Raw genomic sequence first — 14032 nt, 5'->3', positions numbered from 1 at the left:
CCGTGGCCCAGGCCGCCGCCGCCCGCGCCGCCGTGGAACAGGCCCGCATCGACCTGGACCGCACCGTGATCCGCGCGCCCGCCGCCGGCGTGGTCGGCGCCCGCTCGGTCCGTCCCGGTCAGCTGGTCCAGCCGGGCATGGCCCTGATGTCGATCGTTCCCGTCGGCCAGGGCTATGTCGTCGCCAACTTCAAGGAGACCCAGGTCGCCCGCCTGCGTGTGGGTCAGCCGGTCGAGATCAAGGCCGACGCCTTCGGCAAGGCCGTGATCAACGGCAAGCTGGACAGCTTCGCCCCGGCCACCGGCCAGGAGTTCGCCCTGATCCCGGTCGAGAACGCGGTGGGCAACTTCACCAAGATCACCCAGCGCCTGCCGGTGAAGATCGTCGTCGAGAAGTCGGCGTTGGGCTCCGCCCTGCGTCCGGGCCTGTCGGTCGACGTCAAGGTCGACGTGCGCGACCGCTCGGGCCCGACCTTCGCCCAGTCCGGCCTGCCGAACAGTTCTCAATACGCCCAGAAGGGCCCGACGGGAGACCAGGCGCGCTAGGAGCGCCGGTTCGGATCGCCGCCATGACCGACGCCGCCCTCTCCGCCCCCCCTAAATCTTCAGGGGCCGCGCCCGCCGCCCCGGCCCAAGAGGTCGATTGGGGCAAGCTGTTCCTCGGCTTCGGGGCCATGGTCATCGGCCAGTTCATGGCCATCCTCGACATCCAGATCGTCGCGGCCTCCCTGCCGCAGATCCAGGCCGGGGTGGGCGCCAGCGCCGACCAGGTCAGCTGGATCCAGACCGCCTACCTGATCCCCGAAGTCGTGATGATCCCCCTGTCGGGATACCTGTCGCGGCTGTGGGGCACCCAGCGCGTCTATCTGATGTCGTGCCTGGGCTTCATCATCATGAGCGTGCTGACGGGCCTCAGCTCGTCCATCGACATGATGATCCTTACCCGGGCCCTGCAGGGTTTCATCGGCGGGGCGATGATCCCGACCGTGTTCGCCGTGGCCTTCACCGCCTTCCCGCCCGAGCGGCGGATCACCGCCAGCGTCATCATGGGCCTGATCGTCACCCTGGCGCCCACCGTCGGCCCCACCCTGGGCGGCCACCTGACCGAGTGGCTCAGCTGGCGCTGGCTGTTCTTCATCAACGTCCCGACCGGCATGCTGGTGCTGTTCGGCGTCGCCCGCTGGGGCCAGTTCGACAAGGGCGACCCGAGCCTGGCCAAGGGCTTCGACTGGTTCGGCCTGGCGGTCATGGCCACCTTCCTGATGAGCATGCAGTTCGTGCTCGAGGAGGGCTCCAAGAACAGCTGGTTCGAGGACAGCGGCATCCTGGGCCTGACCGTGCTGGCCGTGGTGAGCGGCGTGGTCTTCATCTGGCGGTCGCTGAGCTATCGTAATCCGATCGTCGAGCTGCGGGCCTTCGCCAACCGCAACTTCAGCATCGGCGTGGCCATGACGGCCGTGTCGGGGGCCAGCCTGTTCGGCGGCACCTTCCTGCTGCCGCAGTTCCTGGGCCGGGTGCGGCACTATTCGGCCTCCGAAGTCGGCACCACCATGGTGGTCTCGGGCCTTTCGATGTTCGCCACCGGCCCGCTCGCCGGCCGCCTGGTCCGCCAGATGGACCCGCGCATCCCGATGTTCATCGGCTTCCTGCTGGCGGGTTGGGGCATGTACATGGCCCACGGCGTGACCAAGGACTGGGGCTTTTGGGAGTTCGCCGGGGTCCAGGCCTGCCGGGGCGTGGGGGTGATGATCGCCATGATCGCCACCCAGCAGGTGACGATGAGCACCCTGCCTCCGCATATGATCAAGAACGCCTCGGGCCTGGTGAACCTGGCGCGCAACACCGGCGGCGCGGTCGGCCTGGCCCTGCTGGCCACAACGATCACCAACCAGACGGCGCTGTACTACATGGGCTTGTCGGACCAGATGAGCCAAGGCGACGCTCGGATCGCCGGCATGATGCAGAGCCTGGCGGCCCGGATGACCCAGCTGGGCGTCGCCGATCCGGAAGGCGCCACCCGCAAGGCCATCGGCGGCATGCTGGAGCAACAGGCCACGGTGCTGGCCTTCGGCGACAGCTTCACCTTGCTGGCCTATGGCTGTTTCGTCGCCGCCGCCGTCGCGCTCCTGGCCAAGCCGGCCAAGAACGCCCCTCCCCCGCCTTCGGACGCCCACTGAGATGCCCCGAGTTGTCGGCCAGATCGACGTCGCCAAGACCGAAGCCATCCTCGACGCCGCCGTCGAGGTGATCGGCCAGCGCGGCCTGGGCGCGCCGATGGAGGCCATCGCCCGGCAGGCGGGCGTCTCCAAGCAGACCGTCTACAACCACTACGGCTCCAAGGCCGAGCTGGTGCGGGCCCTGATGGCCCGGCGGGTGGCGGCGATCACCGCCCCGCTGCGCGATCCGGGGGCCATCGACAATCCCGGCGAGGCGCTGGAGGCCTATGCCCGCTCGATGCTGGAGACGGTGATCACGACCAAGGGCTATTCGGTCATGCGGGTGATCATCCAGGGCGCCGGCGAGATGCCCGACGTGGCCCAGGAGGTGTTCGAGGCCGGGCCGCGCCATGCGCGCCGCCAACTGGCCGCCTTCCTGGAGATGGAAACCAAGCTCGGCCGCCTGAAGGTCGAAAACTTCGATCAGGCGGCGGAATTCTTCTCGGGCATGGTCATGGGCCACAGCCAGTTGCGCGCCCTGCTCCGCCTGCCGTCCGACAAGACGCAGGCCGAGTTCGACGACCTCGCGCGCGAAGCCGCCGAACGGTTCATGCGAGCCTACGCTCCATAGAAAAAGGCCCTCGCCGCGAGGCGAGGGCCTTATCGTCTCATTCCGGCGGAGCCTAGGCTTCCACCTCGTCGGGCATGCCCATCATGTGGAAGCCGGCATCGACGTGGACCACCTCGCCGGTGGTCGAGCGGCCCAGGTCCGAGACCAGCCACAACGCCGCGCCGGCGACGCCTTCCATCGAGGTGTCTTCCTTCATGGCGCTGAACGCCCGGCCTTGAGCGATCATGCCGCGGCCCCCGGCGATGCCGGCCAGGGCCAGGGTGCGCATGGCGCCGGCCGAGATGGCGTTGCAGCGGATGCCCTTGGGACCCAGGTCGCGGGCGATGTAGCGGGTCGCGGCTTCCAGGGCGGCCTTGGCCACGCCCATGGTGTTGTAGTTGGGGATGGTCCGTTCCGACCCGAGATAGGTCATGGTGATCAGCGAGCCGCCGTTGGGCATGATCTTGGCGGCGCGCTTGGCGACGTCCACGAAGCTGAAGGCCGAGATGTTCAGGGCCATCAGGAAGCCCTCGCGGGTGGTGTTGTCGACGAACGAGCCCTTCAGCTCGTCCTTGTTGGCGAAGGCCACCGAATGGACGACGAAGTCGATCGTACCGAACTTGGCCTCGATCGCGGCGAAGGCGGCGTCCATCGAGGCGTCGTCGGTGACGTCGGCCGGGACCAGGGTGGTGACGCCGATGCTCTCGGCCAGCGGCCGCACGCGGCGCTCCAGGGCTTCGCCCTGATAGGTGAAGATCATCTCCGCGCCCTGGGCGGCCAGCTGCGAGGCGATGCCCCAGGCGATGGAGTTGTGATTGGCCACGCCCATGACGAGGCCCTTCTTGCCCCGCATCAGCTCGCCCTTGGGGAATGCGTATTCGTCGGCCATGGCTTGGCTCTCCTGGAATCCTTGAGCGCTAGCTAGCAGGAGCGATCGCCCGGAGAAACCCCGTCGAGCCGTTCGGTCACCGCGTCAACCAACGTAGACGGCGCGCTTGAGGGCTTCCTTGAACGCCCTGGCGACGGTTCGCGGCTCCAGGGGCATGCGCTTGCCGGCGCGGCGCGGCCAGACCCAGCCGCCCGTCTTCAGGTTGGCCGGCAGGCGCAGCTGAAACCGCCCCTCCTCGGGACTGGAGTACATCGGCGTGTAGTAGAGGCAGTCTTCGAAATAGTAGTGGGTCACCAGCGAGCGCCGCGTCGCGCCTTCGCGGCGGATGGCGGTGCCGCCATGGGCGACATTGGCTGTCCACACCAGGGCTTGGCCCTTCTTGAGCAAAGCCAGGTGGGGTTGGGTCTTCAGCTCCTTGGCGAAGGCGGGCACGTAGAACCTGTCGTAGTCGCCGAGCTCCGGCGCGCGATCGACCACGCCCGCCTCGCGCATGCCGAACACCGGGCGCTTGTGACTGCCCAAGTGGTAGAACAGCGGCCCCGCGTCCGGCTGGACGTCCTCGAGCGCGAACCATACCCCGCACATGAAGCGTTGCGGCTCACTGTGGAAGTGCACCGCGTCGGCGTGGGCTGCCTGCTCGCTGCCGACCAGGAAATTGAGCGTTTGGAACGGGAAGGGCCGCCGGCCATAGGCCAGGGCCAGCATCTTTTCGATGACCGGCAGGTTGGACAGCGACCGCACCGCGGCCGACCGCCGCCAGGTGTCCTGGACGCGACGGTTTCCGCCGGTGAAATACCTGTCGGTGTCGGCCACCACGGCGTCGCAAAGGGCCAGGCCCTCGGGACCGAGGTCCAGGATCGCCACGCCATCGCGATGCAGGTCGGTAACGAAACGGCGCTGGGCCTCGTCGGCGCCGACGGCGTCAAGATAGGGCAGCACATCCTCGGTCTCGACCCAAGGTTTGGCGGCCTTCTTTTTGAAAGGCATGTCTGTTCCCCCGATAGAAAATCGCGCCCGTCATAGCTCGCGATCGCCGCGCGGATCAACCTGGAGCCAGAGCCTTGCGCCCGCCGTCAGCGGCGTGAACCCGACAGCCGAAATCCAGGGCCGGATCGCGAGGGCGAGCCGGTGGTCGAAGGCCGCGTGGACGGTGGATCAATCCGCCTTGCTGAAGATCAGCGTGCCGTTGGTGCCGCCGAAGCCGAAGCTGTTGGACATCACCGTGGTCAACGGCTTGTCCGAGCGCTGCAGCAGGATCGGCAGGTCGGCGAACTCCGGATCAAGGTTTTCGATATTGGCGCTCTTGGCCGCGAAGTCATTGTTGAGCATCAGGATCGAATAGATCGCCTCCTGCGCCCCGGCCGCGCCCAGGCTGTGGCCGGTCAGCGACTTGGTCGAGGAGATCAGCGGCGCCTTGTCGCCGAACACCTCGCGGACCGCCCCCATCTCCTTGCTGTCGCCCACGGGCGTCGAGGTGCCATGCGGGTTCAGATAGTCGATCGTGCGGCCGCCGGCCTCGGCCATGGCGATCTTCATGCAGCGCGCCGCGCCCTCGCCCGAAGGCGCGACCATGTCGAAGCCGTCCGAATTGGCCGCATAGCCGACCAGTTCGCCGTAGATCTTGGCCCCGCGCGCCTTGGCGTGTTCGTATTCCTCGAGCACCACGATCCCGGCCCCGCCGGCGATCACGAAGCCGTCGCGGTCCTTGTCATAGGCGCGGCTGGCCACGGACGGACGGTCGTTGAAGTTGCTGCTCATGGCGCCCATGGCGTCGAACAGGTTGGACAGGGTCCAGTCCAGCTCCTCGCAGCCGCCGGCGAACACGATGTCCTGCTTGCCCATCTGGATCTGCTCGGCGCCCGCGCCGATGCAGTGGGCGCTGGTCGCGCAGGCCGAGCTGATCGAATAGTTGATCCCGCGGATCTTGAACCAGGTCGACAGGACGGCCGACGGGCCCGAGCTCATGGCCTTGGGGACCGCGAACGGACCGATCCGCTTGGGACCCTTTTCCTTCGTGGTGGCCGCCGCCTCGACGATCACCCGCGTGGACGGGCCGCCCGAGCCGACGATCAGGCCGGTGCGTTCATTGGAGACCGCGGACTCTTCCAAGCCGGAATCCGCGATCGCCTGTTCCATGGCGATGTGAGCATAGGCCGTGCCAGGCGCCAGGAAGCGCGCGGCGCGGCGGTCGACCAGGGCTTCCCAGCTGTCGAGCTTGACCGTGGCATGGACCTGGCAGCGGAAGCCCAGCTCCGCATATTCCGGCGCGGAGACCACGCCGGACTTGGCTTCACGCAGTGAGGCGAGCACCTCATTGGCGTTGTTGCCGATGGACGAGACGATTCCCAGTCCGGTGACGACGACGCGACGCATGAACAATCCTCTTTTCTTCCCCCTGATCCAGAAGGGGTCGGCTCTAAAAGCGGCCGACCCTGCGACAGGATCAGGACGCCATCTGCTCGGCGGTGAACAGGCCGACCTTGAGGTCCTTGGTTTCGTAGATGACCTTGCCGTCGGCTTCCAGCACGCCGTCCGCGATGCCCATCACCAGCTTGCGCATGATGACGCGCTTGAGATCGATCTTATAGACGACCTTCTTGATGTCCGGTGTGACCTGGCCGGTGAACTTCACTTCGCCCACGCCCAGGGCGCGGCCGCGGCCCGGGCCGCCCGACCAGCCCAGGAAGAAGCCGACCAGCTGCCACAGGGCGTCCAGGCCCAGGCAGCCGGGCATGACGGGGTCGCCGATGAAGTGGCAGGCGAAGAACCAAAGGTCCGGATTGATGTCGAATTCAGCTTCGACATAGCCCTTGCCGTACTTGCCGCCCTCGGATTCGATGCGGACGATGCGATCGAACATCAGCATCGGCGGCGCCGGCAGCTGGGCGTTGCCGGGGCCGAACAGTTCGCCTCGGCCGCAGGCCAGGAGCTCGTCGAAGGTGAAGGAACTTTGTTGCATGGCCTCGCCCTAGCACGGCGGCGGGCCGCGCCTCAATGTTACTTTCGGTAACGCCTGTGAACGCCGAGCGCTGCAATGGGGTGAAAACGCCCTAATCCTTGCGCTAATCCTTGCATTGCGCCCGCGGGGCCGCGCCCCAGATCTCGCCCTGCGGCGCCCAGCCTGATTCGCCCCCCGCCTTCAGTTTGCACCAGCCCTTTTCACAGCGGTCGAGACTGGCGGTCGAGCGACCGGCCAGATAGGCGCTGATCCGAGCGTCGGCCTTGGGCTGGGCCCGCAGCGGAAGGAACGTGGCCTGGACGCGCATGGCGGTGCGACGGCCGTCGATGGTGCGCTTGTGCACCCAGGCCAGGTTGCCCTCGGGATCGCAGATCCTGCGCCATTCCCGGGTTTCGGCCACAACCTGCACCGGCAGGCCCTTGGCCTTGTAGATCCACAGCAAGCGGTGGGCCTCGTCAGGCCCGACGCGCGCGTTCACCTGGCCGTACTTCAGCGACACGTAACGCGGCACCTCCATGCCCGACGGGGTGACCTTGGGACCCTGGGCCTGGGCGACGTCCCCAGCGAGGACGGTCAGGCCCAACACGGCGCCGAACACGGCGAGGGTCATGGCGCCGAGCGAATGATGTTTGCAATTCGTCGGCATGTTGCTTGGCCGCATGGGGCCCCTTTGCTACAGATTCAAACGCCCGTCTGGGAAATGCCCAATTGGGAAAGGCTTTTCGAACCGCTCATGTCAGCTCGCAAGCTCAAAGTCATCGTCACCCGCAAACTGCCTGACCCGGTGGAGACGCGGATGTGCGAGCTGTTCGACACCCAACTGAACGTCACCGACAAACCCTTGACGGCCGATGAACTGGTCGAGGCCATGAATTCGGCCGACGTGCTGGTGCCCACCATCACCGACCGCATCGACAGCCGCCTGCTGTCGCGCGCCGGCGACCGCCTCAAACTGATCGCCAATTTCGGGGCCGGTGTCGACAATATCGACGTCGCCACCGCCAACGCGCGCGGCATCATCGTCACCAACACCCCCGGCGTCCTGACCGAAGACACCGCCGACCTGACCATGACCCTGATCATGGCCGCCTCGCGCCGGGTCGTCGAAGGCGCCGAAGTGGTCAAGGCCGGCGGCTTCCACGGCTGGTCGCCGACCTGGATGCTGGGTCGCCGCCTGTGGGGCAAGCGCCTGGGCATCATCGGCATGGGCCGCATCGGCCAGGCCGTGGCGCGTCGCGCCAAGGCGTTCGGCATGCAGGTGCACTATCATAACAGGAAGCCCGTCAGCCCGCGCATCGCCGAGGAGGTCGGGGCCACCTACTGGGAGAGCCTGGACCAGATGCTGGCCCGGATGGACTTCATCTCGGTCAACTGCCCCCACACCCCGGCCACCTATCACCTGCTGTCGGCCCGCCGGCTCAAGCTGCTGCGGCCCCAGAGCATCATCGTCAACACCGCCCGCGGCGAGGTGATCGACGAAGGCGCCCTGGCCAACATGCTGGCGCGCGGCGAGATCGCCGGGGCGGGCCTGGACGTCTACGAGCACGAGCCCGCCATCAACCCCAAGCTCCTGAAACTGCCCAACGTCGTGCTGCTGCCCCACATGGGCTCGGCCACGGTCGAGGGCCGCATCGACATGGGCGAGAAGGTCATCGTCAACGTGAAGACCTTCATGGACGGCCACAGGCCGCCTGACCGTGTGATCCCGTCGATGCTGTAGGGCGCTGCCCGCTTAGCGACGAGCCATGGCGTCCACCATGCCCCTGAAGCGGTTCAGCATGGCCTCGGCGATCACCGGTTCCAAGTCCACCGCGCGCATCGCTCGCTCCATCGCCGCGATCCACTGGCCCGCTGTGGTCGCGGTGATCGGCATGGCCCGGTGCATCGACATCACGCAGACGCCGGGATGGGTCATGAACCAGTCGCGGGGTCCGCCCAACCAAGCGCTCAGAAAACCCGCCAGCGACTGTTTGACGGCGTCCATGTCGTCGGCGTGCATGACCCGCAGCTCGCCGTAGATCGGATCCGCCGCCATCAGGTCGTAGAAGGTCTCGGCCAGCCGTTGCACGGCGGGCGCCCCGCCCACGGTTTCGAACGGCGAAGGGGACTGAACATCGGCTTTGGACATGACGGACTCGCGAGCGGCTGGCGCGGCCAGGGATCAGCAGGCCGCGACGTTCGCATTGATCTGGCGCAAGGACCCGGCCTAGCGCCTCATCGTGCCCGTCTCCATGAACCGCTGATGCCAGGACAGCGCCTCGCTGGGCAGGATCGGGGTCTGCTGGCCGTAGGCGCCGGCCTTGGCGCGGATGAAGTAGTCGTTCAGGTCCGGCCGGAAATCGGGATGGGCGCAGTTGTCGATGATCACCCGGGCCCGCTGCTTGGGCGACAGGCCGCGCAGATCGGCGAGGCCCTGCTCGGTGACCAGCACCTGGACGTCCTGGTTGATGTGATCGACATGCGAGGCCTGGGGCACGATCGCCGAGATCTTGCCGCCCTTGGCCGTCGAGGGCGTCATGAAGATCGACACATAGGCGTTGCGGGCGAAGTCGCCCGAACCGCCGATGCCGTTCTGGATGCGCGAACCCATGACGTGGGTGGAATTGACGTTGCCATAGATGTCGGCCTCGATCAGGCCGTTCATGGCCAGGCAACCCAGGCGGCGGATCAGTTCAGGGTGGTTGCTGATCTCCTGGGGCCGCAGGATCATCCGGTCGCGATAGCGGCCCATGTCGGCGTTGAGCTTGGCGGCCGCCTCCGGGCTCAGCGAGAAGGCCGTGGCCGAGGCCATGCGCAGCTTGCCGCTGTCCAACAGATCAAGCATGCCGTCCTGGATCACCTCGGTATAGGCGGTCATGTTGTCGAAAGGCCCGTCGACCAGGCCGGTCAGCACGGCGTTGGCGATGTTGCCCACGCCCGACTGCAGCGGCAGCAGCGAAGCCGGGAGCCGCCCCTTCTTCACCTCGTGAGCGAAGAACTCCAGCAGGTGGCCGGCGATGGCCAGGGCCGCGCCGTCGGGCGGGGCGAACGGCAAATTCCGGTCGGGCGCCTCGGTCTCGACGATCGCGACGATCTTGGCCGGATCGACCCGGAAATAGGCCTCTCCAATGCGGTCGTCGGGGCGGATCAGCGGGATCGGCACGCGGTTGGGCGGCAGGGCCGTGCCGTAATAGATGTCGTGCATCCCCTCCAGCGCCGGGTTCTGCCAGCGATTGACCTCGAGGATGATCTTGTCGGCGCGGTCCAGCCACGTCTTGTTGTTGCCAACCGACGAGGATGGGATCAGCGAGCCGTCGGGACGGATCCCCGAGACCTCGACCACCGCGGTGTCCAGCGGCCCCAGGAAGCCCTGCCAGGCCATGGGCGCGACCTGACTCAGGTGCATGTCGAAATATTCCATCTCGCCACGATTGATCTTCTCGCGGGCGATGGGATCGGAATTGTAGGGCAGCCGGAACTCGATGCCGTTGCTGCGGGCCAGGGCGCCGTCCAGCTCGGGGCCGGTCGACGCGCCCGTCCAGACCCGCAGGCGGAAGGGGTCGCCGGCCGCATGGGCCGCGTCGATCCGCGAGGCGAGGGCCGTGGGCACGGCCTTGGGATAGCCTGAGCCCGTGAAGCCGCTCATGCCCACCGTGCTGCCGGGCGCGATCAGCGCCGCCGCCGCATCGGCGCCCATCACCTTGGCCCGCAGGCCCGCGCTGCCGATCCGCCTATCGCTCATCCGCCGTCTCCGGTTCAATCTGGTCGCCTGCAAACTAGACCCGCGATCGGCGCTTGGCCCCTACGTAGCGGTCCTTAGCCCGCCGCAGCTCGGACAGGCCGGATCCGCGCCGATCCGGACCGTCCGCGTCTCGGCGGCCAGAGCATCGTAGATCAGCAGACGGCCGGCCAGGCTTTCGCCGGCGCCGGTGATCACCTTCACCGCTTCGAGCGCCATCATCGACCCGATCACCCCCGCCAGGGCCCCGACCACCCCGACCAGGGCGCAGGTCTCGGCGTCGGGCGGAATTTCGGGCACCAGGCAGCGGTAGCAGGGCTTTGCCTGGAACACGCCGACCTGGCCGGTCCAGCGGCCCAGGGCCCCGCTGACCAGGGTCCTGCGCTCGGCCACGCAGGCGTCGTTGACGGCGAAGCGGGTGGCGAAGTCGTCCGTGCCGTCCAGCACCAGATCATACCGCGAAACGATCTCGCGGGCGTTGGCCTCACCCAGCCATACCGGATGGGTTTCGACGACCAGATGGGGGTTCAGGGCGGTCAGATGTTCGGCGGCGGCCTCGACCTTGGGCCGGCCGGCGTCGGCGGTGGCGAACAGCACCTGGCGCTGCAGGTTGGACAGCGAGACGGTGTCGGCGTCGACCAGACCCAGGGTCCCGACCCCGGCGGCGGCCAGATAGAGCGCGGCCGGCGCGCCCAGGCCGCCGGCCCCGACCACCAGCACCCGGGCGGCCTTCAGCTTCTGCTGGCCCGGCCCGCCGATCTCGCGCAGCACCAGATGGCGGGCGTAGCGTTCAACCTCGGCGTCGGAAAAACTCATCGCGCTTGATCCTCGGGCACGGCCACGCCACATGCGAAGCCATGCAAAGCTCCAATTCTTTCCCCGACTGGCACGGCACGACCATTCTGGCGGTGCGCAAGAACGGCTCGACCGTGATCGCCGGCGACGGACAGGTCTCCATGGGCCCAACCATCGTCAAGGGCAACGCCCGCAAGGTGCGCCGTCTGGCCGGCGGCAAGGTGGTGGCCGGTTTCGCCGGGGCCACGGCCGACGCCTTCACCCTGATCGAGCGGCTGGAAGCCAAGCTGGAGCAATATCCCGACCAGCTGGCCCGAGCCTGCGTGGACCTGGCCAAGGACTGGCGCACCGACCGCTACCTGCGCCGGCTGGAGGCCATGCTGCTGGTGGCCGACGCCACCGCGATCTACACGGTGACCGGGGTCGGCGACGTGCTTGAGCCCGGCGAAAGCCAGGGCGGCGGCGCGGTGGCCGCCATCGGCTCGGGCGGCAACTACGCCCTGGCGGCGGCCAAGGCCCTGATCGACCAGGACCTGAGCGCCGAGGAGATCGCCCGCAAGGCGATGGCCATCGCCGCCGAGATCTGCGTCTACACCAACGGCAACCTGACGGTCGAAACCCTCTAACACCTTCAAGTTACGGCGAATTCACGAGCGGACCGAGCGTCGGCGCGCTTAGTTGCGAGCGGAGGGACCCTGATGCTCAAGACCGTTTTGATCGCTTCGCTGCTGTGGGCCGCGCCGAGCCTGGCCGCAGAATCCTCGCCTTCCGGGCCGTCACCCGCCGAGATCGAGAAGGCCGAACGCGCCTTCGCCGCCGACGGCCTGGCGCTGGGGATCCGGGACTCGTTCCTCCGGCACATGGCCGACGACGCCATCGTGTTCCGGCCTGGGCCGGTCATGGCCAAGCCGCTCTACGAAAAGCGCCCGTCCAGCAAGACCCCGCGGCTGGAATGGTGGCCGCAAAAGGTGGTGATCGCCCGTTCCGGCGACCTGGGCCTGTCGATCGGCCCCTCGGCGATCAATGGTCGGCGCGGCGGCTATTACGCCACGATCTGGCGCAAGGGCCCGGACGGCCAATGGAAGTGGATCTATGACGGCGGCGCCGAGGCCGACGCGGCCGGGGCGCCCGATGCCTCGATCCCCCCGATCCAAGGCCCGACGGCCGCGGAAGGCTCCAGATCGCCCGCCGAAGCCCTGGCGACGGTGCGGTCCGCCGAGGACAGGCTGGCCGAGCTCGCCGCCGGCGACGCGCCCAAGGCCTATCGCGCCGCCCTGGCGTCCGACGCCTGGCTGACGGGTCCAGGCGGAACAGAAGGCCTCGCCCCGTCGAACCTCGCCGCCCGGATCGATCAACGCCCGTCTCGGATGACGATCAGGATGGACTACGGCGGCGCCTCGGCGGCCGGCGACCTGGTCTGGACCCATGGAACGGCCCGTTGGACCGGCCCGTCTGACGCTCCGGTCAACACGCACTATATGCATGTCTGGCAAAGGCGCCCCGAAGGCTGGCGCCTGATCTTCGAGACCTTGAACACGGACACATGACCGAATTCTCCCCCCGCGAAATCGTCTCCGAACTCGACCGCTACATCGTCGGCCATACCGAGGCGAAAAAGGCCGTGGCCGTGGCCCTGCGCAACCGCTGGCGCCGTCGCCGCGTGCCGGCCGACCTGCGCGACGAGGTCACGCCCAAGAACATCCTGCTGATCGGCCCCACGGGCGTGGGCAAGACCGAGATCGCGCGCCGCCTGGCCAGGCTGGCCCAGGCGCCGTTCCTGAAGGTCGAGGCCACCAAGTTCACCGAGGTCGGCTATGTCGGCCGCGACGTCGACCAGATCGTCCGCGACCTGGTGGAAAGCGCCCTGTCGATGGTCCGCGACAAGCGCCGGTCCGGCGTCCGGGCCAAGGCCGAGGCGGCCGCCGAGGAGCGCATCCTGGACGCCCTGACCGGTCCCGGCTCGACCGCGGCCCGCGACAGCTTCCGCAAGAAGCTGCGGGCCGGCGAGCTGGACGACAAGGAAGTGGAATTGCAGCTGGCCGACACGGGCGGCGGCGGCATGTTCGAGATTCCCGGCCAGCCGGGCGCCTCGGTGCTGAACCTGTCGGAAATGATGAAGTCGTTCGGCGGCGGGCGCACCAAGACCCACAAGACCACCGTCACCGGCGCCTGGGCCCCGCTGATCGCCGAGGAAAGCGACAAGCTCCTGGACCAGGAAGCCCTGACCCAGGAAGCCCTGGAGCTGGCCGAGAACCACGGCATCGTCTTCTTGGACGAGATCGACAAGGTCGCGTCTTCCAACCAGCGCGGCGGGGCCGACGTGTCGCGCGAGGGCGTGCAGCGCGATCTGCTGCCGCTGATCGAGGGCACGACGGTCTCCACCAAGTACGGGCCGGTCAAGACCGACCACATCCTGTTCATCGCCTCGGGCGCCTTCCACGTGGCCAAGCCGTCGGACCTGCTGCCCGAGCTGCAGGGCCGCCTGCCGATCCGGGTGGAGCTTAAGGGCCTGACCCGCGACGACCTGCGCCGCATCCTGACCGAGCCGGAAGCCAACCTGATCCGCCAGCACCAGGCCCTGCTGCTGACCGAGGGCGTGACCTTGGTGTTCACCGAAGAGGCCATCGACGCCGTCGCCGACGCGGCCGTGGCGGTCAACGCCTCGGTCGAGAACATCGGCGCCCGCCGCCTGCAGACCATCCTGGAAAAGGTGGTCGAGGAGATCAGCTTCTCGGCGGCGGATCGTTCGGGCGAGACGGTGACCGTGGACGCCGACTACGTGAAGGCGCGGATCGGGGCCCTGGCGGCCGACGCGGATCTAAGCCGGTTCATTCTTTAGTGGATCGCCCTCGTCCTTCGACAAGCTCAGGATGAGGTCGATTTTTGGCGCCGGCTGTTTGAAATCC

15 protein-coding genes are annotated in these 14032 nt (G+C 67.8%); 7 read left to right on the top strand and 8 right to left on the bottom strand.

The window, feature by feature from the left end; genetic code table 11:
- The 3 genes from WAL33_RS14960 to WAL33_RS14950 all read left to right on the top strand — a co-directional run.
- Nucleotides 1–545: HlyD family efflux transporter periplasmic adaptor subunit (locus WAL33_RS14960; protein ID WP_422182314.1), on the top strand; the 545-nt coding region annotated here is incomplete at its 5' end.
- Nucleotides 546–568: 23 nt separating this feature from the next.
- The gene (locus WAL33_RS14955) at nucleotides 569–2176 is read left to right on the top strand and encodes a DHA2 family efflux MFS transporter permease subunit (protein WP_422182313.1); all 1608 of its coding nucleotides are present in this window, start codon (nucleotides 569–571) and stop codon (nucleotides 2174–2176) included.
- 1 nt (nucleotide 2177) lies between these two features.
- On the top strand, nucleotides 2178–2786 hold the full coding sequence (locus WAL33_RS14950) for a TetR/AcrR family transcriptional regulator (RefSeq protein ID WP_422182312.1): 609 nt from the start codon (nucleotides 2178–2180) through the stop codon (nucleotides 2784–2786).
- Nucleotides 2787–2838: 52 nt separating this feature from the next.
- Here the strand turns inward: WAL33_RS14950 and WAL33_RS14945 are convergent, their stop codons facing one another.
- The 5 genes from WAL33_RS14945 to WAL33_RS14925 all read right to left on the bottom strand — a co-directional run bounded on the left by WAL33_RS14945 (nucleotide 2839) and on the right by WAL33_RS14925 (nucleotide 7223).
- Entirely contained in the window at nucleotides 2839–3654 is an 816-nt protein-coding gene (locus WAL33_RS14945) for an enoyl-ACP reductase FabI (protein ID WP_422182311.1), read from the bottom strand.
- A gap of 84 nt (nucleotides 3655–3738) precedes the next feature.
- The gene (locus WAL33_RS14940) at nucleotides 3739–4641 is read right to left on the bottom strand and encodes a phytanoyl-CoA dioxygenase family protein (protein ID WP_422182310.1); all 903 of its coding nucleotides are present in this window, start codon (nucleotides 4639–4641) and stop codon (nucleotides 3739–3741) included.
- A gap of 168 nt (nucleotides 4642–4809) precedes the next feature.
- Nucleotides 4810–6027, bottom strand: a complete 1218-nt coding sequence (fabB, locus tag WAL33_RS14935) for a beta-ketoacyl-ACP synthase I (RefSeq protein ID WP_422182309.1) — start codon at nucleotides 6025–6027, stop codon at nucleotides 4810–4812.
- A 70-nt stretch (nucleotides 6028–6097) separates the two neighbouring features.
- Entirely contained in the window at nucleotides 6098–6613 is a 516-nt protein-coding gene (gene fabA, locus WAL33_RS14930) for a 3-hydroxyacyl-[acyl-carrier-protein] dehydratase FabA (RefSeq protein ID WP_422182308.1), read from the bottom strand.
- A 103-nt stretch (nucleotides 6614–6716) separates the two neighbouring features.
- Nucleotides 6717–7223: an SH3 domain-containing protein gene (locus WAL33_RS14925; RefSeq protein ID WP_422182307.1), complete on the bottom strand. Its 507-nt coding sequence runs from the start codon at nucleotides 7221–7223 to the stop codon at nucleotides 6717–6719.
- Between the two features lie 123 nt (nucleotides 7224–7346).
- Between WAL33_RS14925 and WAL33_RS14920 the strand changes: the two genes are divergently transcribed.
- Nucleotides 7347–8333: a 2-hydroxyacid dehydrogenase gene (locus WAL33_RS14920; protein WP_422182306.1), complete on the top strand. Its 987-nt coding sequence runs from the start codon at nucleotides 7347–7349 to the stop codon at nucleotides 8331–8333.
- 12 nt (nucleotides 8334–8345) lie between these two features.
- On the opposite strand, the gene WAL33_RS14915 is transcribed toward WAL33_RS14920, so the two are convergent.
- From WAL33_RS14915 to WAL33_RS14905, 3 genes are all read right to left on the bottom strand, one after another.
- Nucleotides 8346–8741, bottom strand: a complete 396-nt coding sequence (locus WAL33_RS14915) for a group II truncated hemoglobin (protein WP_422182305.1) — start codon at nucleotides 8739–8741, stop codon at nucleotides 8346–8348.
- A gap of 78 nt (nucleotides 8742–8819) precedes the next feature.
- The gene (locus WAL33_RS14910) at nucleotides 8820–10334 is read right to left on the bottom strand and encodes an acetyl-CoA hydrolase/transferase family protein (RefSeq protein WP_422182304.1); all 1515 of its coding nucleotides are present in this window, start codon (nucleotides 10332–10334) and stop codon (nucleotides 8820–8822) included.
- A gap of 60 nt (nucleotides 10335–10394) precedes the next feature.
- Nucleotides 10395–11147, bottom strand: coding sequence for a HesA/MoeB/ThiF family protein (locus WAL33_RS14905; protein WP_422182303.1), 753 nt, complete (start codon nucleotides 11145–11147; stop codon nucleotides 10395–10397).
- 41 nt (nucleotides 11148–11188) lie between these two features.
- On the opposite strand from WAL33_RS14905, the gene hslV reads away from it, so the two are divergent.
- The 3 genes from hslV (at nucleotide 11189) to hslU (ending at nucleotide 13965) form a co-directional block, all read left to right on the top strand.
- Nucleotides 11189–11752, top strand: coding sequence for an ATP-dependent protease subunit HslV (gene hslV / locus WAL33_RS14900; RefSeq protein ID WP_422182302.1), 564 nt, complete (start codon nucleotides 11189–11191; stop codon nucleotides 11750–11752).
- Nucleotides 11753–11824: 72 nt separating this feature from the next.
- On the top strand, nucleotides 11825–12673 hold the full coding sequence (locus tag WAL33_RS14895) for a DUF4440 domain-containing protein (RefSeq protein ID WP_422182301.1): 849 nt from the start codon (nucleotides 11825–11827) through the stop codon (nucleotides 12671–12673).
- On the top strand, nucleotides 12670–13965 hold the full coding sequence (hslU, locus tag WAL33_RS14890) for an ATP-dependent protease ATPase subunit HslU (protein ID WP_422182300.1): 1296 nt from the start codon (nucleotides 12670–12672) through the stop codon (nucleotides 13963–13965). Before WAL33_RS14895 ends, hslU begins: the two co-directional genes overlap by 4 nt.
- Nucleotides 13966–14032 lie beyond the last annotated feature (67 nt).

This window comes from Caulobacter sp., assembly GCF_049283275.1.
GTDB lineage: Bacteria > Pseudomonadota > Alphaproteobacteria > Caulobacterales > Caulobacteraceae > Caulobacter.
The sequence above is the reverse complement of the archived record's forward strand: the minus strand, read 5'-3'. Positions and strand labels throughout refer to the sequence as shown.

Coding starts and splice junctions, on each gene's coding strand:
- WAL33_RS14895 (WP_422182301.1), top strand. CDS start 11,825: ATGCTCAAGACCGTTTTGATCGCTTCGCTGCTGTGGGCCGCGCCGAGC.
- fabA (WP_422182308.1), bottom strand. CDS start 6,613: ATGCAACAAAGTTCCTTCACCTTCGACGAGCTCCTGGCCTGCGGCCGA.
- WAL33_RS14940 (WP_422182310.1), bottom strand. CDS start 4,641: ATGCCTTTCAAAAAGAAGGCCGCCAAACCTTGGGTCGAGACCGAGGAT.
- WAL33_RS14955 (WP_422182313.1), top strand. CDS start 569: ATGACCGACGCCGCCCTCTCCGCCCCCCCTAAATCTTCAGGGGCCGCG.
- WAL33_RS14925 (WP_422182307.1), bottom strand. CDS start 7,223: ATGACCCTCGCCGTGTTCGGCGCCGTGTTGGGCCTGACCGTCCTCGCT.
- WAL33_RS14915 (WP_422182305.1), bottom strand. CDS start 8,741: ATGTCCAAAGCCGATGTTCAGTCCCCTTCGCCGTTCGAAACCGTGGGC.
- WAL33_RS14945 (WP_422182311.1), bottom strand. CDS start 3,654: ATGGCCGACGAATACGCATTCCCCAAGGGCGAGCTGATGCGGGGCAAG.
- fabB (WP_422182309.1), bottom strand. CDS start 6,027: ATGCGTCGCGTCGTCGTCACCGGACTGGGAATCGTCTCGTCCATCGGC.
- WAL33_RS14920 (WP_422182306.1), top strand. CDS start 7,347: ATGTCAGCTCGCAAGCTCAAAGTCATCGTCACCCGCAAACTGCCTGAC.
- WAL33_RS14910 (WP_422182304.1), bottom strand. CDS start 10,334: ATGAGCGATAGGCGGATCGGCAGCGCGGGCCTGCGGGCCAAGGTGATG.
- WAL33_RS14950 (WP_422182312.1), top strand. CDS start 2,178: ATGCCCCGAGTTGTCGGCCAGATCGACGTCGCCAAGACCGAAGCCATC.
- WAL33_RS14905 (WP_422182303.1), bottom strand. CDS start 11,147: ATGAGTTTTTCCGACGCCGAGGTTGAACGCTACGCCCGCCATCTGGTG.
- hslV (WP_422182302.1), top strand. CDS start 11,189: ATGCAAAGCTCCAATTCTTTCCCCGACTGGCACGGCACGACCATTCTG.
- hslU (WP_422182300.1), top strand. CDS start 12,670: ATGACCGAATTCTCCCCCCGCGAAATCGTCTCCGAACTCGACCGCTAC.